Source organism: Dermacoccus sp. PE3 (assembly GCF_001021715.1).
GTDB lineage: Bacteria > Actinomycetota > Actinomycetes > Actinomycetales > Dermatophilaceae > Dermacoccus > Dermacoccus abyssi.
The window spans coordinates 94,159-113,748 of record NZ_LDCM01000003.1; the positions used below are offsets into that span (position 1 = coordinate 94,159).

The following is a 19,590-nucleotide window of genomic DNA, read 5'->3' on the forward strand; positions in this document are numbered from 1 at the left end:
GTGCAGGGTGGTGGGCCGCCTTCTCATTCGCACGGCGGGGCGGGCTGTGCAGCCGAGCACCGGAGTGCGGCACCCGATCCCCGAGGGGCCGTCAGCAGTTGTTCGCGATGGCGGAGAACGTCATGCCCGCGATGTATATGCCCTGGCTGCGGTCGACGCCCGAGAACCTTTGCGCGTTGTTCCAGTAGGTGAGGATCACACTGCTCGTGGGTGCCTGGTATGTGACGCTGAGGTTACCGGCGCTCGACGTCGTGTCCGCTACGGGGGCGTTGCCCGAGGTGGCCGTGGCTGGGGAGTCGGTAGTGCCCGCGCCAGTGACGCCAGAGCCGGCAGTGGAGGAGAAGGTGCCTGACAGTTCGACGACGTCCCAGAAATCGCCCGCCGTGCTATCGATGTCCGTCACGGTGAACGCCAGGTTGGACACGCTGACCGGCCTGCCGTCGGCTCCAGTGAACGCGAAGGTGTACGCACCGCGGGCCGCGCGCTTAGGCGTGGAATAAACCGGTGTGGTGACGGTCTGCTGGATCCTCAGGCCGTTGGTGAATGAGCCGCCGACCTGACCAACTGTGGTGAGGTTGGTGTCACCGGTAGTCTCGGTACCGGATTTCATCGCGCCTGTGTACGAGGCCGTGACCGTCAACGTGATTGGTGGCGCGGACGCATTCTGGCTCGTGGCCCGGATGCTCGCCTTTGTGCTTGACGTTCGCACGAAGCTCGAGTTCGACCAGTCGATCGTGTAGCTGACCGGCGGGCACGGGGATGCAGCCGCCCGTGGCGCGGCCGCGCCCACCACGATGGCCGGCGCAGCCCAGGCGCTGCCTCGTACCACCCTCCTGCGTGTGATGCCGTGGTGTGACGCGTTCATTTCTCTCCCTGCGGTAGTCGTAGCTGCGTCCCTATTGTAGGGCGCGTTAAGCATGACGTCCGACCAAATGGGCGACGCGGGGGGAGCTCCCGGCTCAAGTGGTCTCTCCTGGAACGTTTCCGGGAAGGATGTGTTTCTTGTCACATCCGGCCGGTAGGGGAGTCGATGGCGACCCTGCCTAACTTGCGCCGACTCGGCAGGTCGACCGGAGGTAGGCCGCGAGGGAAACGTGCCACTCCGGACGGGGCGGACCGCCTGAATGCGCCAGCACGCTGTTCGCAGGTCGATGCGCGGGCCGGGGGAATGCCTCGCTCGTCGTGGGGTTGACGCGCTCGGGGTCGAGGCCGCTCAGGCGGAAGATCTCGCGCGTGAACTCGTACCACGTCGTCGAGCCCTTGCTCGTGCCGTGGTAGTACCCGCCCGGGGCCTTCGCCTCGATCAGGTCGACGACGTAGTGCGCGAGGTCGCGGGTCCACGTCGGTTGACCGTGCTGATCATCGACAACGTTCAGCGTCTCGTGCGCCTGCGCAAGGCGGAGCATCGTCGCCACGAAGTTGGGGCCGTGTTCGCCGTAGAGCCACGCTGTGCGCACAACGAGGGCGTCCGGGTGCTCCGCTCGGACGGCCCACTCACCGGCGGCTTTGCTGCGTCCGTACACCGAGCGAGGTGCCTGCGGGGCATCCTCGGGGTAGGGCTCGCTGTCCCCGCCGTCGAAGACGTAGTCGGTCGAGATGTGCACGAGACGTGCCCCCGCCCCGCGGGCGGCACGGGCGACGTTGCGCGCACCGACGGCGTTCAGGGCGAAGGCCGCGGCTTCGTCGGACTCAGCGGCGTCGACGGCAGTGTAGGCGGCCGCATTGACGACGACATCAGCGCCGGCCGCGGCTGCTCGCGCGGCCTCGAGGTCACGGATGTCGCAGTCAGCCGAGCCCAAAGCCGTAACCTCGTGCCCGCTCTCGCGAACCACCGCGGCGAGGTCGGTGCCGAACATCCCCGTTCCGCCGGTGATGACCCAGCGGCTCAACGCTTCTCGATCTTCTGCGTCTTCGCGTACTTCGCCTCGGTCTCGTCCTTCATCGGACGCCACCAGGATTCGTTCTCGCGGTACCAGTCGATGGTTGCGGACAGTCCATCGCTGAACGTCGTGTACTTCGGCACCCAACCCAATTCGTCACGCAGCTTCGTCGGGTCGATCGCGTAGCGCCGGTCGTGACCAGGACGGTCGGTGACGTGGTCGTAGTCTCCGGCGTCCTTGCCCATCGTCGTCAGGATCGACTCGACGACGGTCTTGTTGTTCTCCTCGCCGTCGGCGCCGATGAGGTACGTCTCGCCGATACGACCGCGCTCGATGATGGCCCACACGGCCGAGTTGTGGTCGTCCACGTGAATCCAGTCGCGCACGTTGAGACCGTCGCCGTAGAGCTTCGGGCGCACGTCGTCGATGACGTTCGTGATCTGGCGGGGAATAAACTTCTCGACGTGCTGGCGAGGGCCGTAGTTGTTCGAGCAGTTCGAGATGGTGGCCTTGACCCCGAAAGACCGCACCCAGGCGCGCACGAGAAGGTCGCTCGCGCCCTTCGTCGAGGAGTAGGGGCTCGACGGGTTGTACGGCGTGGCCTCGGTGAAGCGCGCCGGGTCGTCGAGTTCGAGGTCGCCGTAGACCTCGTCGGTAGAGATGTGGTGGTAGCGCACCTCGTGCTTGCGCACCGCCTCGAGAAGCGAGACCGTGCCGAGCACGTTCGTGTCGACGAACGGCCACGGGTCGGCGAGCGAGTTGTCGTTGTGGCTCTCCGCCGCGAAGTGCACGACGACGTCGGAGTCAGCTACGAGGCGGTCGACGAGTTCGCGGTCGGCCACATCGCCCTCGACGAAGGTGATGTCGTCCTCCACACCGTCGAGTGAGCGCGTCGTACCCGCGTACGTGAGCTTGTCGAGCACCGTGATCTGCGCGTCGGGTCGCTCCCGGCGGGTGAGGTGGACGAAGTTGCTGCCGATGAATCCGGCTCCACCGGTGACGAGAACTCGCATGGCGGCAAGTATACGGGGGCGGGCGCCATCCCGATCTTCGAGGACTTCGGCATAGCCCGGCCAGTATGCTCAACCGCATGAAGGGCATCATTCTGGCCGGGGGCTCGGGCACACGGCTGCACCCCATCACCCGCGGCATCAGCAAGCAGCTCATGCCGGTCTACGACAAGCCGATGATCTACTACCCGCTCTCGACGCTCATGATGGCGGGCATCCGCGACATCCTCGTCATCACGACGCCGCATGACGCGGAGCAGTTCCAGCGGCTCCTGGGTGACGGAACCACCTGGGGAATGAACATCCAGTACACGGTGCAGCCTTCGCCGGACGGGCTGGCGCAGGCATTCATCCTCGGCGAGGAATTTCTCGACGGTGACAGTGCCGGCCTCGTGCTCGGCGACAACATTTTCCACGGTGCGGGAATGGGGACGGCGCTCCAGCGCCGTATCCCCTCCGAGGGGGGCCTCATCTTCGCCTACCACGTGACCAACCCGACCGCCTATGGCGTTGTCGAATTTGACGAGAGCGGTACAGCGATCTCTCTCGAGGAAAAGCCGAAGGAGCCCAAGTCGGACTTCGCCGTCCCGGGCCTCTACTTTTACGACAACACAGTCGTCGAGCGCGCGAAGGCGCTGGAGCCCAGCCCGCGAGGAGAGCTCGAGATCACGTCGCTCAACGAGGCCTACCTCGACGAGGGAACACTCACCGTCGAGGTGCTGCCGCGCGGTACGGCGTGGTTCGACACGGGTACGTTCGAGGGCCTCATGACCGCCTCACAGTTCGTCTCCGTCGTCGAGCAGCAACAGGGCCTCAAGATCGGTTGCATCGAGGAGGTCGCCTGGCGCAACGGCTGGATCACCACCGAGCAGCTGCTCGATCTCGCCGCGCCCTTGGAGAAGAGCGGATACGGCACGTACCTCACCCGTATCGCGTCCGACCCCCGACCCATGCCGAAGGTGTACTGACCCGTGCAAATCACGCCGCTGCGAATCGAAGGCGCCTACCGCGTCGCTCCACGCCAGTTCCCCGATGACCGCGGTGTCTTCATGGAAGGCTTCCGCGGCGACAAGCTAGCCGAACACATCGGCCACGAGATGCGCGTCGTGCAGACGAACATCTCCGTCTCCTCCCGCGGGGCCGTGCGTGGAATCCACTTCGCCGACGTTCCCCCGTCACAGGCCAAGTACGTCACTGCGGTGACTGGCTCTTTCCTGGACTTCGTCGTGGACATCCGCGTCGGCTCACCGACGTTCGGTGAATGGGAGAGCGTGAGACTCGACACGGACTCCCGTGTGGCGGTGTACCTGAGCGAGGGCCTCGGGCACTGCCTCGTCGCCCTTGAAGACAACTCGACGGCCGTGTACCTGTGCTCGCAGCCGTACAACCCGACGGGGGAACACGGCATCAACCCGCTCGATCCCCGCGTGGGCCTCGACCTCCCTGCCGACCTGGAGCCGGTTGTCTCGGCCAAGGACGCCGCGGCGCCGAATCTCGAGGAAGCTGCTGCTCAGGGCCTGCTTCCGGACTATGACGATTGCCTCGCGTTCGCGGAAAGCCTGCGCCGCGCTTGAGACCGTTGGTTTCGGAGTGGTTCGACGACGCCTAAACTGGACTCTCCCGTACGTCAGACCGGAAGGCACCATGGCGATCCTCATCACCGGAGGCACCGGTTTCATCGGGCAGTACCTCGCTCGGGCGCTCACGCCTGAGCACGACGTGGTTGCGCTCGATCTGCTCAGTGCACAGGTTCACGCGGACCCTGACGCGGCCGCGTCGCGCTTTCCCGGCGAAGTGATCCGCGCTGACGTGAGTGACCCGGATGCCTGGGGCCGGCTCGATCGCCCCGAGGCGGTCGTGCATCTCGCCGCTGAGACCGGTACCGGCCAGTCGATGTACGATCAGGATCGTTACCGGCTCGTCAACGTCGAAGGCACCCGACGCGCAGCGGAGGCCGCGCGCGCCTGGGGCGTGCCCCTCGTTGCGATGTCCTCGCGAGCTGTCTACGGCAACGGACGCTTCTCCTGCCCGGAACACGGCGACTCCTATGCCGAGCCGTGTTGTGCGAAGGCGGTGCCGGCCGCGTCGCGTGAAAGCGACCCGCACCGCCCCGTCTCCGTCTACGGCGAGACGAAGTCGCTCGGCGAGCAGCTTCTCGGCGAGTACGCCCGCGAGATTCCTGTGGACGTCGTTCGCCCGCAGAACGTCGTGGGCTTCGGCCAGGCGCTGCACAACCCCTACACGGGGGTGCTCGCGGCCTTTCTCGCCCGGCTGCGAGAGGGGCGGCCCCTCTCGGTGTACGGCGACGGAACGGCGACACGTGACTTCGTGCACGTGAGCGACGTCGCAGCGCTCATCGCCTGGCTGGTCGAACATCCGACCGAGCCTGGCACGCCGCGCGTGCTGAACTCCGGCACGGGAGAACGGATGACCCTCACCCACCTGGCAGAGACGGCACGGCGTGCAGCGCCTCTGGAGAGTCCGCCTCTGGAACATGTGGACGTCCACCGCGCAGGAGACATCGACCACGCTGTCGCTGACCTCACGGCGCTGCGTTCCTCGGGTGCGCCCTTACCCGCCCTCTCGAGTGAGGACGCTGTCACCGACTTCATCACTCGTTCGTGGGAGGTGCCGGGGGCAGACTCGAGCGCCTGGGATTCTGCCCTCGACGAGCTCGGCCGCCGCGGCCTCACCTCTTGAGCTGGACCGGCATGGTTCAGATAGGTCACCGCAAGGGCGCAGAGGCCTCGGGCGCAGCAGTCGACGTGCCTGATCGGGTGCGCCTCGAGTTGCTGCACGGCTACGTCCAACTCGTCGCCGAGCGGCACGGGGTCCGCCTGCTGCACCTCAAGGGCGCGGCGGTGCACGAGGGTCTTCGGCGTGGGCACGGAACGAGCTTCGACGTCGACGTCCTCGTTCATCCGGACGACGTGGCTCCGTTCCTCGATGCCCTTTCAACCCTGGGGTGGGAGAGGCTGACCGGTTTCGAGGAGGGCTCGGCGTTCGGGCACGCCACCAACATGCGCCACGAACTGGGGCTCATCGACCTGCACCGGCATTGGCCTGGTTTCGAGGTGTCGCCTGTCGAAGCCTTCGAAACCCTCTGGAGTCGGCACGAGGAGATGTCGATCGCCGAGGTCCCGTGTCCGGTGCCCTCCTTGGACGATCAACGACTCATTCTTCTTCTTCACCACGCACGCAGCGGGTCTGGTTCGACACGTGACCTCGAGGCGGGTTGGGCCGACTCCGACGAGGCCACCCGTCGTCGTATCCGTGACCTCGCGAAGCAATTCGACGCCGAGCTCGCGCTCGCCGCTGCCCTGGGCCAGCTCGAGAACTTCCGCAGCCGACCAGGGTACGCACTGTGGCGCTACTTCGTCCGTGGCGAGCAGAGCCGCTGGGAGGAGTGGTGGGGCCGCTACGAAGCAGCCACAGGAGTGCGTGCCAAGATGCTCGTTCTTCGGGGTCTCGTCTCCGTCAACGCAGACCTGCTGCGCTTCGATCTGGGGCGCGAACCGACGACGCGTGAGTACGCCCACGCCTACCGCCTCCGTCTGCGCACAGCCGTCGGCGACCTCGTCAGCTCCGCGCGACGACGACGCAAGCAGGGGCAACGATGACCTGGCGAATCCCGGGTGACGTCGCCGTCACCTACGACAAAACCCACGAGCGCTTCTGGGCCCTTCGCGTCGGAAGCCGCGAGCCGCACGGCCTGTCCGTCCACGGCTACGTCATCTGGCAGGCAGCCGATGGGGCGGCCTCGACGGATCAGGTCGCGGACCGCATCGCAGGAGAACACGATGTCGATGTCACCGCTGTCCGGTGCGATGTGGAGGCCTTCGTGCCGCATCTGCTCGACGCCCGCCTTCTCGACGAGGTGACGGCGTGACCCGTTTCGAGCAGGAGTCTGCGTGGGGTCGCCTTCTCTCAGACGGAGGCGGTGCGAACGTCCGCGGCGGCGTCAGGGGTGATCGCCCAGGCGGCCGCGACCCAGCAGAGCCGGGCGCGATGGAGGAGCACAGGTCCGTCCACGACGCCCCATCCGGTGCCCTCGAGCGGCGTCTCCTGGCCGTCGGGCACAGCGTGCGCACCTTCGCCGGCCCCATCGTGCTGCTCGACTGCCTTCTCGGGTTCCTCTTCATGTGGGCGGGCTACCCGATCACCGCGAAGCTGCCGGGCGGTGTGGCCGCGGCGGTGGCGGTCATCGCCGTGGGTGTCTTTCGGCCCTCGACGCTGAAGGTGAAATGGGGCAGCCTGCTCTTTCTGCTCGGCATGGCGCTGCTCGTGTTCCTCGTGGCCGTTTCGATGCTCAACGGCCAGCCCTGGACGCAGCGCACCGGCAAGTTCGCCCTGCTTCTGCTCCTGTGCTCGGTGTTGGCCACGGGGCGCATCAACGTGCGCTCGCTCGTCATCGGCGGGTGCCTGGGTGCCGTGGTCAACGTTCCGCTGTTCTACGCCGGCCTCACACCGAACAACTACCCCCCGTATCTCACCGGCTTCTACGGCGACAAGAACGTCGCGGGCCTGTACTACGTCGTCTGGGGCATTCTCGGGCTCCTGGCTTTGAGAGGTCGCTTCACGAGCCTCGCATGGGTCGTCGTCTCCTTCGGGTTTCTGTTCGCCACGGGATCGCGCACGTCCATCGCTGCCTACCTGGGAGCACTTGCCTGGTTGGCGTTCCGCAATCGGGTGGGCGTCAGTTATCGGCTCATCTACGCGGCCCTCGGCCTCGCCACCCTGACGTGGGCGGTGAACAACCTGGCCGAGTCGAAGGTGTTCGGTGATCGCACGGGAAGTGACTGGTATCGCGAACAGGTCGAACTGGCGATGCAGGCAAAGGCTGACATCACTCCCTGGTACGGACTCGGGCTCAACGAGGGCCAGGTCGTCATCGGAACGCGACCGCAGTGGTTCCACGATTCGTACGTGCAGGCGTTCGTCGAGGGTGGCTATCCGAACCTGTGGATCGTCACAGGGGTGTTCCTCCTGCTCGGCGTCGGGCTCCTCGATCGTCGCCTGCACATCAGTCGCGAGTTGCTCGTCGCCGAGGGCGCGACGATCGCCATGATGGTCTGCGCGTGGAAGCTCGGTGAGACCCTCATGACGCCTGCTGCCTTCCTCATCCTCGGCATCGCCGTCGCGTACCGCCTCGGCACACCGATCGAGCGTGACGACGTGTGGGCCTGGCAGCATCTCGAGTTCGTCGATCCGGAGCAGACCTCACCCAAGAAGCACCAGCCGTCACCGAGCCGAGGAGCCACACTGTGAGACCGGCGCTCAGCATCGTCGTGCCGCACTACGGCAGCCCGGAACCGACGCGGCATCTCCTCGCGCAGCTCGCCGCACAGCGTTACGACGGAGCCGTTCAGGTGATCGTCAGTGATGACGCGTCCCCTGAGCCCTTCACAGCCGACGGGTGCGACGTCGTTCGTCGCGACCGCAACGGGGGTTTCGGCTCGGCGGTCAACTCCGGCGTCGCGGTTGCCGAGCACGATCTCCTGCTCGTACTCAACAGCGACATCACGATCGAGCAGAGCTTCCTCGCCGAGCTGGTCGACGGCGCGGAGCCATGGATGCCGGCCGTCGTCGCCACCCGCGTGGAGGAGCCGTTCGGTTCGCGCTGCGTTGGACGGCTCTGGCCGCGCGCACGCCACGTCGTCCTCGAGAACCTCGAGCCGCTTGCGCGCTTCCACGGTCGGCCGTGGTTCGAGAAGCAACTCGGTAACGACCTCAGATCGTGGGACGCGCCAGTGGCCATGCCGACGGACTGGGCAACGGGCATTTGCCTGTTCATGCCGGCGGATGCCTTCCGCGCAGTCGGTGGCTTCGACGAGGACTTCTTCATGAACTGTGAAGAAGTCGACCTCCAGCGCCGCCTGCATCGTCGCGGCCTCCCAACCGTCATTCTGCCCGCCCCACTCATTCGCCACATCGGTGGCGGATCGTCCGATTCTGCTCGGCGCTCGCAGTGGCTCATGGACGCGCGTCTGCGCTACCACGAGAAGTGGCACGGCGGGCCCGGCCTCGCCCTCGGGCTCGGCTCCGCGGCCGTGGTCAACTTTGCGTGGAACTCGGCGCGTGCGCTCGCTGGGCGCGACGTGGACGCCCGCGGCGGCTACGAGCGTCAGATCTCTCTTGTCCGTCATGCCTGGAGGAACCGTCGATGAACGTGGCACAACTTCTCGTGGAGAAGGGCGCCGGCCTGCGCTATCGCCGGGCCCAACTCCGGGCGCCGATTCTGCGTCGAGCATTCGGCGGGCTCGGTGCGGGGAGCGTGATCATGGCACCCCTGTATCTCCGGGGCGTTGATCGCATCCACCTCGGCGACGGCGTGCTGGTGCGTGACGGTGCGTGGCTTGCCACGGAGAACGAGGTCTCGGCCTTGCGGATCGGAGACGACACTTACATCGGACACCGCGCACACCTGCATTCGATCGACCCCGTGGTCATCGGACGCGGCTGCGTCTTCGCCGACAACGTCATGGTCTCGACGACCGACCACGACCGCCGCGACCGACACCAGGTTCACGGGACGGGACCGATCACCATTGGTGACGACGTGTTCCTGGGCCAGAACGTCGTCGTGCTGGGCGGTGTCTCGATCGGGGACGGGGCCACGGTCGCCGCTGGTGCCGTGGTGATTAGTGACGTTGCTGCGGGCGCTGTTGTCGGGGGAGTGCCCGCGCGTGAATTGGCAGTGACCGCATGACGCGGCGAATGCTCATCGTGTCGCCGAGCTTCCACGGCTACCACGCAGCGATCGCGCGAGCGTTCGAGAAGCTCGGTTACGACGCCGTGACGTACTGCTACGACGCGGTTGACTCGACGACCGAGAAGGTCTGGAACAAGCTGCGCTACGAGCTGCCGACCAAGCTCGTCGGGGGCGACGCGCACCAATCCGCGGACACCTCTTCACGGCGGGCGGCCGAGCGCGTCCGCGACGTGGCGCCGGACGTCGTCCTCGTCGTTCGCGGCGACACGCTCACGGAGGAGTTCTGGCAGGTCGCGTCCGCAGGTGGGCGACCCGTGGTCGTGTGGATGTACGACGAGATGCGGAGGACGGCGTTCGATGCTTCGCTCGTTTCGAAGTACGCGCGCATCGCGAGCTACAGCCCACTCGACGTGCAGGCTTTGGTGGCCGAGGGGATCGAGGCACTCCACGTTCCGCTCGGCTATGACGACACGGCCGAGCCCAATGCGAGCACCGAGGGAATCGGTGTCGTGAGCTTTCTCGGCGCGCCATCTCCCAAGCGTCACGGCGCGCTTCTTGCCCTGCACGAGGCAGGAATCCCGGTGCGTGCGTGGGGACGCGGGTGGTCGGACCATCCCTTCGATCGTGCTCGTACGTGGCGCCTTTCCTCCAGTGGTTTGCCGAACGGTCGTGACACGCCGGGACCCGTCGCACACGCGATCATGCGGAACTCGATTGCCACGCTCAACATTCACGGCGACCAGGACGGATTCACGATGCGCACGTTCGAGGCTGCCGGCAGCGGCGGCGTGCAGCTCGTGGACCGAGCCGACGTCAGCGAGGTTTACGTTACTGGTGAGGAAGTGTTGGTGTTCGAGAACGCCGAGGAACTCGTTGAGATCGCCCGCCGAGTGGAGGCAAGACCGGAAGGCTTCGTTGCATTGAGGGAAGCGGCACGTCGTCGCACCCTCGCCGAGCACACCCTTCGGCACCGTGCGCAGCAGCTGGAAGGGCTGTGGTGAGGGATCTTCCGAACGTGAGGCAGTGGCCGGGGGCGATGGTTCGCGCTGGGCTGGGCATTGCGCGTCGGCGCAGTTCGCGGCTCGTCAACATGCCGCCCGAGAGCGGCATCGGCGTGGGGAACATGTTGAGCTTCTGGCTGTGGGCCCACGCTGAGCGGAGAGCGGGGCGCGATGCGTGGACGATGCGGACGACCGCGATGGACCCTTGGCTTGCGCAGTTCCCTACCGTTCGCGACCTTCTCATCGATCGATCGGAGATCGGACTGCTCAGCGCGCGCACTCTGGTCTGGGGGCAGGAGTGGGATCTCCACCCGCGGGACGTCCTCGAGGACTTCGTAAGGCAGCGGATTCTCACCGCGCCGCGACTCGAAGGGGCACGCGCAGCAGATTCGGATAACCGCAGCCTCACGATCAACGTACGCCGAGGCGACTATTACTCCGACCCCAGATGGCACGCCCTGTACGGCTTCGACATCGATGCCTATGTGCGCGTGGCGTTCGACGGTGCCCGGCGACAAGGGCCGATCGAACGCATCAACGTCGTCAGTGATGATGCCGAGTGGTGTCGTCGAAACCTGAGCTGGCTGGCGGACAAAGGTCGAGACGTGGCCTGGCACGGGCCGAACGGCGATCCGATGGACCACTTTGTACGCCTCGCATCGGCGCGTCGGCTCATTCTCGGCAACTCGTCGTTCTCCTACTGGGGCGCCTACGTCAGCAATGTCCTGCACGGCGACAACCACGAACTCGTCTGGGCTCCGCGGTTCCATCGCCGCGACATCAATGACGGCGTCGCCTGGCAGCTCGACCCGACATGGTCAGTCGTGCGTCACATTCCCGGTGGTTGGGCGCTCGCCGACTGATCGATCCGTGGCTCCGTCCAACGTGCCCAGGGCCACGAGCCGAGCGAACTCGGGCGAGGCCTCGACGACCTCCGAGAACGTCCCCAGGGCCGCAACGCGACCTTCGCTGAGGAAGGCCAGGGCATCGACATCGCGCACCGTCGACAGGCGGTGCGCCACGAGGATCGTCGTGATGTGTCCGTGCAGAGCGGAAAGCGTGGCCGTGATCTGGTGTTCCGTTTCGTTGTCGAGTGCGGAGGTGGCTTCGTCGAGCACGAGGACCTGCGGGTCACGGTACAAGGCACGGGCGATGCCGATGCGCTGGCGCTGACCGCCCGAGAGGCGCGTACCGCGTTCGCCGACGAGCGTCTCCAAGCCCTCGGGCAAGCTGTCGAGCAGGCCACCGAGGGCCGCACGCTCGAGACACTCGCGCACCTTCGCCTCGTCACGTTCCTCCGCGGTTAGGCCGAAGGCCACGTTGCCCGCCAACGTCGAATCGGTGATGTAGACGTCCTGAGGGACATAAGCGACGATGTCGTGCCACGCGTCACCTGCCGTGTCGGTCGGCACGTCGTTGAACGTCACCGTCCCGGAGGTGGGGGTGATGAGGCCGAGGATGATGTCGACGAGAGTCGTCTTGCCCGAACCACTGATACCGCACAGGGCGAGGGACGAGCCGGAAGGCACTCGCAACGAGATGTGGGAAAGGACATCGGCGTCACCGTCGGGGTAGCGGAAGCTCACGTCATGCACCGCGATGGCTCCACCTCCCCGGGGCATGGCCGGGGCAGAGCCTTGACGTCGAGGAGCCCGCGCGACGCCGTCGTCGACGCTCCGCAGAGAGTCGACGGTGATGGCGAGACCCTCTCTGCCCACACGGATGAAGCCGACAGTCGCGGTCAGAGCGACCATGAGCGGCAACATCTTGACCGTCGCCGCGACGAAGAGACTCATCGTCGGCATCGCCTGATCCGCAGAACCGGTGAGGATCGCAACCACGATGAAGGTTGTGAGTCCCACCATCGTCACGAGTTCGAGGACGTACTTCGGCAGCGTCGAGTAGTAGTTGGCCCGCATCGATGCCTCTGCGGTTCGGCGGTTCGCGACGTCGAACTTGTCGACGAAGTACCCGCGGGCGTTGTGGAGAACAGCCTCGCGGAAGCCGTGCATCGCATCGACGAGAGCGTGGCTGCTCACCCAGGAGGTGTGCTGGGCTTCCTTGCCCGCTCTGCGGTTAGCGGGTCCGAGAAGACGCTGAAGGAGGAGAACCGCGGTACCGAAGTAGAGCACGGCGACCAGCGTCGGCACAGGGGAGACCACGAGCAAGAGCACCACGATGAGGACGATGGACAGCAACGAGCTCAGGGCGGACAGGAACCCGCCGAGAACACGCGCGTGAGCGTCGGTGACGGCGGTCCCGACGTTCCGGATGAGCTCACCCGTGTTGCGGCGACGGTGCGTGAGGAAGCTTTCCGACATGTAGGCACCGAGAAGCCGACGAGCAGTCTGTGTCTGCAGCCGGGCCACGTACCGCGCGCTCCACCACGTGAGCCAGAGGGCCAGCACGGCCTTCAGGACGAAGGTCGCGATCATCCCGCCGGCCAGGAGGAGCACGAAGGTGTGCTGGGAAGGCTTGCCGAGCAGCGAATGCAGGGCGCCGAGGGTTCCTTCGTCGAGGGGCGCTCCCATCATGATCTGCATGAGTGGGAGGATCGCCGCGACGCCGAGGAGGTCCATCGTTGCGAGCACGAACTGTACGAGGCCGGTGAGGACGAAGCGTCGTCGATCGGCAGGGGTGAACGTGCCGAGGAGGTAGCGAACGTCCTGGATCATCGAGCGCTTTGCCGGGGTTGCCGGGCCTGTTGCCGAGGTCATGTTCGGTCCTGACCCGAGCGGTAACCGGACGCCCCGGCAGCCTCGACCGTCAGGGCGACCAGCTTGCGGCCGATGCTGTTCGGCAGCGGGCCGATGAGGCGGTCGACAGCCTCGGCGATGACGGGCGTGGTGGTGGGTGTCATCGTTCGCGATGCAGCGACGACGGCCGCGTTCCACGGCGAGGAGAGTGCCCGCAGGGACGAGCCGGACGACCCTTGCCCGTGAAGGCGGTCGAAGGTGTGGCGGGCCTTGCCCGACATCAGAGCACGGTTCGCGCGAGCGACGGTGTTCACCGACGCCATGTGGTGACGCACTTCTGCGTCGGGCACCAGTTCGATCGGAAGCCCGAGACTGTGGAGCCGGTAACCGAAATCCACGTCCTCCCAACCGTATCCCCGATAGCGCGTGTCGAAACCGCCGAGCTCGGCAAAGGTCTCGCGCCGCACGGACGTGTTACCGCCCCACAGTTTCCAGCGTTCGTCCGGCGCGGTGGCATAGGCCTCGCGGCGGCTGCCTGCGTCGGCGTCATGGCCGTAGACACGCATGTACGCATTCTCGGGCGCGATGTTGAGGGGCAGGCCGATGGCACCACAGACGTGTGCTTCGTGGGCAGCCACGTGGGCGGCGACATGGCCGGGGGCCGGCTCGAAATCGTCGTCACACCGGATGAGCACATCACCTTCGGCTGCCTCGAAGCCGGCGTTGAGCGCGGAAACGCGTCCCCGGTTCTCCGGAAGCACGACGGCACGCAGCGGCAGGTCGCCGTAACGCTCGACGACGGCCGCCGAGTCGTCGATGTCGCCGTCGATGACGACGAGGGCCTCCCAATCGGTGTGGGTCTGGTGGCGAAGGGCGTCGAAGAGGATGGGTAGCCGCTGGGCGCCACCGCGTGTGGGGATGACGAGGGAGGCGCTGGTCATGAGCGCTGCACCTCCCTGAGAACGGAGTCCAAGAGCACGGAGAGGCGTGTTCGCCCGGCTTCGGGTGAGTAGCGCTCAGACCACCGAACGTAAGAGCTTTCGGTCACCGACGTTCCATCTGTTCCCAACGCGCGAACGAGTGCATCCGCCAGTGCATCGGGGTTCCCGGCGCGGGCGACGAACGGGTAGTCGGCGCCGACAACCTCAGGCAGGGCGCCCGCGTCGGAGACGACGAACGGGCACCGCGCGGCCATGGCTTCCGCAGCGACGAGACCGAACGTCTCTTCCCAAACCGAGGGGAATACGGCCAAGTCGACCTCACTGAAGAACGTTGCCCGATCCATCCAGCCGCGTCGTTCGACGCGGTCACCAAGTCGGTTGAGGCTGGCTTCGATGCGTGCTGCCGTTGCTCTGTCAACGAAGCGCGCCTCCCCGGCGACGAGCAGCCGGACATCATGGCCGTCAGCGATCACCTTTTCGACGGCTTCGGCGAGCACGCCCACGCCCTTGTCTTCGGACAGGCGCCCGAGGTAGCCGATGACGCGGGGATCCCGCGGTGGCGTACGGTTCACCTCGACTGGTGCGACCCAGTTCTCGAGGACCTTCAAGCCTGGTAGGCGTTCGGCCACGAAGTGGGACGGCACGATTGTCGCGAGGGCTCCGCCCCGCGCGGCACGGGCCGCCAATGCTGTCTTCCCTGCGGGCAGTTGGTGAAGGTGGACTACGCGGCGGGGGAGGCCGGCCGTGGCGAACGCCGGTCGAAGGCCGTTGCACCACAGGAGGTCCGCGTCATGTTGACGCGCCCACGAACGAAGATTCTGGGCGTACGAGCGTGCGCCCTCGCCCCTAATGCGCTCGACCACGAAGCCGGCCGTGCGGGCTGTGTCGGCGACCTCGGACGGAGTCGCGGGTGCGGCGACGGTGACGTCGTGACCCAACTCTCGGGCGGCTTCCGCGATGGCGAGAAGCATGACCTCCCCACCACCGATCTCGCCTTGATTTGATAGGAGCGCAATTCGCCTTCTCCTCATGGGAGTATCCGCTCTTCGATCTGGCCCTGGAGATTGCCAAGCACCGCCCCGGTACGCGCGGCTCGACGATAGCGCTCGCTCGCCGAGATGGAGAACGTAGGAACGTAGGAAAGGGGCAATTTGGCTGTTTCTTGTAGGGCCCACCGTAGCGACATGCCGCGGACCGGGCGTCCGGCGTCGACGCTCTTCCTCCACAGATTCAGCTGAGAGCGCTGATACGCGCGCCGCTGACGGAAGACCTCCCGGGGCTTTGTGCGGAGCCTGTAGTCCACAACGGCCTCGGGGGCTACGACCAGAGGGAGACCAGTCTCAAGGGCACGCCAGGAGAAGTCGACGTCCTCCGAACCTCCGAGCATCTCCTCGTCCATTCCGCCGAGGAGATCGAACGTCGTAGCCCGAATGCCAAGGTTGCATCCGACCGCGAATCGCTCATACCCGAGGAACTCGTACGGCAGGCCCTCGACAGGATCCGGCGCGGGCGCCTCGTCCGTCAGCCCGAGGTAGGTGCGCCAAGCGATCTCAGGATTCAGCCGATCGAGTCGGAGCGGCCCCGTTACCAAGGCGTCGCTTTGCTCAAGCTCTCTGTGCAGAGCTCCGACCCATGTCGATGCCACAACATCGTCAGCGTCACAGAGCGCGAGGTGTTCGCCGCGCGCCGAGCGTGCGCCGACGTTTCGCGCGTAACACTGACCGCGCTTTCGCGTTGCGGGAATTATGCGCACGTCGAGTCTGTCGCGGTAGGGAGCCACGATGCGCGGCAAGCGTACCGAGCCCTCGTTGTCCGCGATGATGACCTCGAACGGTGGTGCGTCCTGTTGGTTCACTAGTGCATCAAGCTGGGCGCCGAGTGTCGCCTGGTTGCGGTAGTAAGCCGTGACGACGCTGACGCGGGGAGACTCCTCCCGCACGGGATTGCGCAAACTCTCGGCGAGTTGTGACCCTCCATGCCCGAGATCGGCGTATACGTCGAGGACCTGATCGACCATTTCCCTAACGCTCGGGATCGTGTCCGGTAGCGTCGGGCGTTTGGTCAGATCGAGACCCTGATCGATCACGGCATCGACCATCGCTGCGACGTCGTCGAGGGAAGCGAGCGCGTGCTCGGGGAGGATCTCGGGGTTGCCGCCGATGTTGCTCGCCACGACGCCCATGCCTGCGGCCACCGCGTCGAGCAGCGTGTAGGAGAGGTTGTCGGCTCGCGAAGGCTGGAGCAGAACGTCGTGCTCCGCCATCGCTCGGTTCGCGTCGATGAATCCGGCGAAGGTCGTGGCGTGGTCGATGCCGAGCTCGCGGGCGTAGGCGCGAAGGTCATCTTCGAGGGGCCCGGTACCGCCGATCGTCAGCGTCGCGTCGGGGTGCCTCGTGAGGACGCCCGCGAACACGCGCAGCGTCATCTCGAGGTTCTTCTCACGGTCGAGCCGGGTGAGCGAGAGGAGGCGCAGACCGGTTTCACGCTCAACTCGCTCCGGTCGGTCGACGCCGTTCTTGACGACCGTGATGAGCACGCTCGGCTTCCAGTAACGCAGCATGTCGCGCTTCGTCGAATCGCTCACCGCGATTAGCTGCGCGAAGCGGCGGATACGCGCGTGGTGCGCCATCTGGCGGGTGACGGCCTTCCCTCGCGAACTGTGCAGAGCCGACGGGTCCTCGGGGATGTGGTGCTCGGTCGACACGAGAGTCACCGGCATGCCGACAGTCGCCATGGCGGAAAGGAAGTCCGCCTTGGCCAGGTGCGAGTGCACGATCGTCGGCGAAAGCTTGCCGATGATGTCGCGCAGGTCAGCCACGGCCCGGTGAACCGGCTGGTCGACCTCGAACGGCACGACAGGGCAGCCGAGCGCGCGCAACTCATCGAGCAAAGGCCCCTCCGGCGCTGCGACGACGAGCCGCCATCCCGGCAATCCAGCGCGAGCGGTGTCGATGATGTGCCGGGCCACCCCGGCGAGGTTGGAGACCGGGGCGATCCACAGCGCCAACGGTTCCACGTGGCCGCTGGCCGTGGGGGGAGGGCCGCCAGTCATTCAGAACCACGTCTCCAGGCGCTCGAGCGCTGTCCAGAACCCTTCGCCGTTGTTGACATGTCCCTGCCAGATCTCGGGGATGAACGGCACGCCCGGCGCGAGGCGGTCCAGCTGCTGCGCCGTGGTGGGCCAGTCGATCTCGCCGTCACCGATCTGGGGGCCTTCGCCGTCAACGCCCTCGGCGTCGACGATGTGCAGGTGCTCCGTCAGCGGTGCGAGCTTCTCGACGTACTCGCTGAACGGCTTGCGCGTGAAGTTCGCCGCGAGCTTCGAGTGCGACAGGTCGAACGTCAGACGGCGACCGAACTGCTCGCAGAACCACACGGTGTCGTCGACGTCCATGAACAGGTTGTGATGCTGCTGGCCGCCCATGAGCCACGGGTATGGCGGCAGGGTCTGCGCGGTGAGGCGGACGCCGTCGTCGTCGATGCGCTCGAGCGCCTGCGCGATGCGCTCGTACTTCGCCGTGCGTGCTTCGGGAGCGTCGAAGGCGTCACGCGTGAAGCCGCCCATCGTGCAGATCACGACCGGCTCGTCCGTGCCGTCGAACCAGCGGCCGAGATCCCGGGTGATGCCGACGACCTTCTGCACCTCGTGGATCGAGCGCTCCCAGACCTGATCGTCGCTGCTCGCGAGGTCGATGATGAAGTCGCCGGCATAGAGGTCGGGGCAGTGGACGGTGTGGAACATGCCCGTGAACTTCGAGCCGAACAGCTCGCCGATCGCCTGATCGTCCATCTCGACGTCGCGGTAGGAGAGGTGGACCTCGAGGAAATCGGGGTTGGTGGCGTGTTCGCCGGAGCCGAGCAGCTTGCGGGCGTCGTGGTAGCGCACCGGCAGGCCCCACGGGCGGTTGAACGAGTAGGCCCGGCCTTCGGCGACGGCGTCCGTGAGATCCGTGGCGTAGAAGAAGTCGCCGTCCTCGATCGGGCGACGCAGGGTGCGCCCGACGAGCTCTTCGAGGCGGTTGGGCTGCAAGCCGCGCCCCGGCGCCTTGATGCTCACCGCGTCACGCGTGATCTGTTCGCCGGCCGCCAGCGGGCGCGTCGCGACGAGCGACTTCGCGAGGTTCGCGCGGTTCATCAACTCGCCCGTCGACACGGAACGTGACGCACCGCTACCCAGGGCGAGCTCCACCTCGCGGATGCGCGCCACCATGTCGGCGAACTCCTCAGGCAGCAGCGAGACCTGGTGGTCGTTGCCCTCGAGCGTCTTGTCGATCGTGAAGTGCTTCTCGATGACGTGGGCGCCGCGCGCCACCGCCGCGATCGGCACGTGGATGCCGCGCTCGTGACCCGAGTACCCGACCGGGCACTCGCCGAGTTCGGCGAGGCGGTCCATGTAGCGCAGGTGGACGTCCTTGTACGGCGCCGGGTAGGTCGACTGGCACTGCAGGAGCACGAACTGCGCGCCCGCGCGCTGCAGCACTGAGACGCTCGCGGCGATCTCGTCCTCGGTCGACATGCCTGTGGACACCAGCAAAGGCAGATGCTTCGCCGCGCAGGCGCGGAGCAAGGTGTGGTTCGTGAGGTCGGCGCTCGCGATCTTGAGTGCCGGCAGACCGTAGTCGGCGAGCACCTCGAGCGACGGCTCGTCCCAAGGCGTGCAGAACGCATCGATGTCGACGCTCTTGCAGTGATCGAGCACCTCGATCATCTGCTCGGGCGTGAGGGAGTACTTGGCCAGCAGGTTCATCGTGTACTGCGGGCCGAGATCCTCGCCGGCGCTGGAGGCGACGTCTCCCTGGCGATAGAGCGTGGCGAGGTCACGCAGTTGGAACTTCACCGCGTCGGCACCGGATTCCTTGGCGAGGTCGACGAGTCGCTTCGCCAGGTCCACGTCGCCCTGGTGGTTGTTGCCGATCTCGGCGATGACGAGCGAAGGGTGACCCTCGCCCACGACGTGCCGCCCGATACGCATCGCGCCGGCGTCCTCACGCGCCACCGCAATGACATGACCGCGCTCGTCGACCAGGGGAACGATCTCGACGCCCGGCCAGAAGGCCGCAGCGATGTGATCGGCTTCGGAACCGTGGGCGACCTTGACGCAGTCGGGGTTCATGGCGTCCGACACAGGACGCTGAAGGTCGATGGGGGAGGCCTGTGTCACCCACCGGCGGAAGTCACCGTCGGAGAAGGAGCCGATGAGGATGCCTCGGCTGTCGACACAGAAGACGATGCCCGCCTTGTTCTCGCCGATCTTGTTGAGCGACGCCAGGATGGTTTCCTGGCCCGCCACCACGAAGGGCCCGGTGAGCCGGTCGATCGTCGTCATTCTTCTCCCAGATTTCCTTGCCGT

The 19,590-nt window shown here is 66.4% G+C and carries 19 protein-coding genes and 1 pseudogene; 11 read left to right on the forward strand and 9 right to left on the reverse strand.

The genetic code is table 11. The annotated features are described in order from the left end of the window. Window positions 1–91: 91 nt before the first annotated feature. Window positions 92–610 (reverse strand): hypothetical protein, encoded by a 519-nt coding sequence (locus tag AA983_RS08335; protein WP_047311821.1) that lies wholly within the window; start codon window positions 608–610, stop codon window positions 92–94. Window positions 611–617: 7 nt separating this feature from the next. Here AA983_RS08335 and AA983_RS15915 point away from each other — a divergent pair, with 7 nt between their 5' ends. Beyond that, on the forward strand, window positions 618–740 hold the full coding sequence (locus AA983_RS15915) for a hypothetical protein (RefSeq protein WP_255352622.1): 123 nt from the start codon (window positions 618–620) through the stop codon (window positions 738–740). A gap of 303 nt (window positions 741–1,043) precedes the next feature. Here the strand turns inward: AA983_RS15915 and rfbD are convergent, their stop codons facing one another. Next, a complete protein-coding gene (gene rfbD / locus AA983_RS08340) occupies window positions 1,044–1,889 on the reverse strand; it encodes a dTDP-4-dehydrorhamnose reductase (protein ID WP_047311822.1) in 846 nt (281 codons plus the stop codon). Next, the gene (gene rfbB / locus AA983_RS08345) at window positions 1,886–2,893 is read right to left on the reverse strand and encodes a dTDP-glucose 4,6-dehydratase (RefSeq protein ID WP_047311823.1); all 1,008 of its coding nucleotides are present in this window, start codon (window positions 2,891–2,893) and stop codon (window positions 1,886–1,888) included. The genes rfbD and rfbB overlap by 4 nt, the downstream gene beginning before the upstream one ends. A gap of 77 nt (window positions 2,894–2,970) precedes the next feature. On the opposite strand from rfbB, the gene rfbA reads away from it, so the two are divergent. From rfbA to AA983_RS08395, 10 genes are all read left to right on the forward strand, one after another. Then, the gene (gene rfbA, locus AA983_RS08350; RefSeq protein ID WP_047312156.1) at window positions 2,971–3,858 is read left to right on the forward strand and encodes a glucose-1-phosphate thymidylyltransferase RfbA; all 888 of its coding nucleotides are present in this window, start codon (window positions 2,971–2,973) and stop codon (window positions 3,856–3,858) included. A 3-nt stretch (window positions 3,859–3,861) separates the two neighbouring features. After that, window positions 3,862–4,464, forward strand: a complete 603-nt coding sequence (locus tag AA983_RS08355; protein ID WP_047311824.1) for a dTDP-4-dehydrorhamnose 3,5-epimerase family protein — start codon at window positions 3,862–3,864, stop codon at window positions 4,462–4,464. A 70-nt stretch (window positions 4,465–4,534) separates the two neighbouring features. Beyond that, complete coding sequence (locus AA983_RS08360; RefSeq protein ID WP_047311825.1) at window positions 4,535–5,590, forward strand: NAD(P)-dependent oxidoreductase; 1,056 nt, start codon at window positions 4,535–4,537, stop codon at window positions 5,588–5,590. 11 nt (window positions 5,591–5,601) lie between these two features. Continuing rightward, window positions 5,602–6,510 (forward strand): nucleotidyltransferase family protein, encoded by a 909-nt coding sequence (locus tag AA983_RS08365; protein ID WP_052947008.1) that lies wholly within the window; start codon window positions 5,602–5,604, stop codon window positions 6,508–6,510. Continuing rightward, complete coding sequence (locus tag AA983_RS08370; RefSeq protein ID WP_047311826.1) at window positions 6,507–6,779, forward strand: PqqD family protein; 273 nt, start codon at window positions 6,507–6,509, stop codon at window positions 6,777–6,779. Before AA983_RS08365 ends, AA983_RS08370 begins: the two co-directional genes overlap by 4 nt. 119 nt (window positions 6,780–6,898) lie before the next feature. Next, window positions 6,899–8,158, forward strand: a complete 1,260-nt coding sequence (locus AA983_RS08375; protein ID WP_156170303.1) for an O-antigen ligase family protein — start codon at window positions 6,899–6,901, stop codon at window positions 8,156–8,158. Continuing rightward, window positions 8,155–9,057 (forward strand): glycosyltransferase family 2 protein, encoded by a 903-nt coding sequence (locus AA983_RS08380; RefSeq protein WP_047311827.1) that lies wholly within the window; start codon window positions 8,155–8,157, stop codon window positions 9,055–9,057. The genes AA983_RS08375 and AA983_RS08380 overlap by 4 nt, the downstream gene beginning before the upstream one ends. A 17-nt stretch (window positions 9,058–9,074) precedes the next feature. After that, window positions 9,075–9,599 carry a DapH/DapD/GlmU-related protein gene (locus AA983_RS14835; protein ID WP_197078990.1) on the forward strand — a complete coding sequence of 175 codons (525 nt, stop codon included), beginning with the start codon at window positions 9,075–9,077 and terminating at the stop codon, window positions 9,597–9,599. Then, window positions 9,596–10,603: a glycosyltransferase gene (locus AA983_RS08390; protein ID WP_047311828.1), complete on the forward strand. Its 1,008-nt coding sequence runs from the start codon at window positions 9,596–9,598 to the stop codon at window positions 10,601–10,603. Before AA983_RS14835 ends, AA983_RS08390 begins: the two co-directional genes overlap by 4 nt. 89 nt (window positions 10,604–10,692) lie before the next feature. Further along, the gene (locus AA983_RS08395) at window positions 10,693–11,466 is read left to right on the forward strand and encodes an alpha-1,2-fucosyltransferase (protein WP_187037728.1); all 774 of its coding nucleotides are present in this window, start codon (window positions 10,693–10,695) and stop codon (window positions 11,464–11,466) included. On the opposite strand, the gene AA983_RS08400 is transcribed toward AA983_RS08395, so the two are convergent. The 6 genes and pseudogenes from AA983_RS08400 to AA983_RS08420 all read right to left on the reverse strand — a co-directional run bounded on the left by AA983_RS08400 (window position 11,422) and on the right by AA983_RS08420 (window position 19,566). Beyond that, window positions 11,422–13,320: an ABC transporter ATP-binding protein gene (locus AA983_RS08400; RefSeq protein ID WP_052947011.1), complete on the reverse strand. Its 1,899-nt coding sequence runs from the start codon at window positions 13,318–13,320 to the stop codon at window positions 11,422–11,424. The two genes, AA983_RS08395 and AA983_RS08400, sit on opposite strands and share 45 nt — an antisense overlap. Beyond that, the gene (locus tag AA983_RS08405) at window positions 13,317–14,240 is read right to left on the reverse strand and encodes a glycosyltransferase family 2 protein (RefSeq protein ID WP_047311830.1); all 924 of its coding nucleotides are present in this window, start codon (window positions 14,238–14,240) and stop codon (window positions 13,317–13,319) included. The genes AA983_RS08400 and AA983_RS08405 overlap by 4 nt, the downstream gene beginning before the upstream one ends. Next, window positions 14,237–14,848, reverse strand: coding sequence for a glycosyltransferase family 4 protein (locus AA983_RS15805; protein WP_231579572.1), 612 nt, complete (start codon window positions 14,846–14,848; stop codon window positions 14,237–14,239). Before AA983_RS15805 ends, AA983_RS08405 begins: the two co-directional genes overlap by 4 nt. 6 nt (window positions 14,849–14,854) lie before the next feature. Next, window positions 14,855–15,271 (reverse strand): annotated as a pseudogene (locus AA983_RS16010) (glycosyltransferase); the annotation flags it as partial. Next, the gene (locus AA983_RS15190) at window positions 15,268–17,292 is read right to left on the reverse strand and encodes a glycosyltransferase (RefSeq protein WP_082128809.1); all 2,025 of its coding nucleotides are present in this window, start codon (window positions 17,290–17,292) and stop codon (window positions 15,268–15,270) included. The gene AA983_RS15190 and the pseudogene AA983_RS16010, both read right to left, overlap by 4 nt. After that, complete coding sequence (locus tag AA983_RS08420) at window positions 17,293–19,566, reverse strand: N-acetylneuraminate synthase family protein (protein ID WP_047311832.1); 2,274 nt, start codon at window positions 19,564–19,566, stop codon at window positions 17,293–17,295. Window positions 19,567–19,590 lie beyond the last annotated feature (24 nt).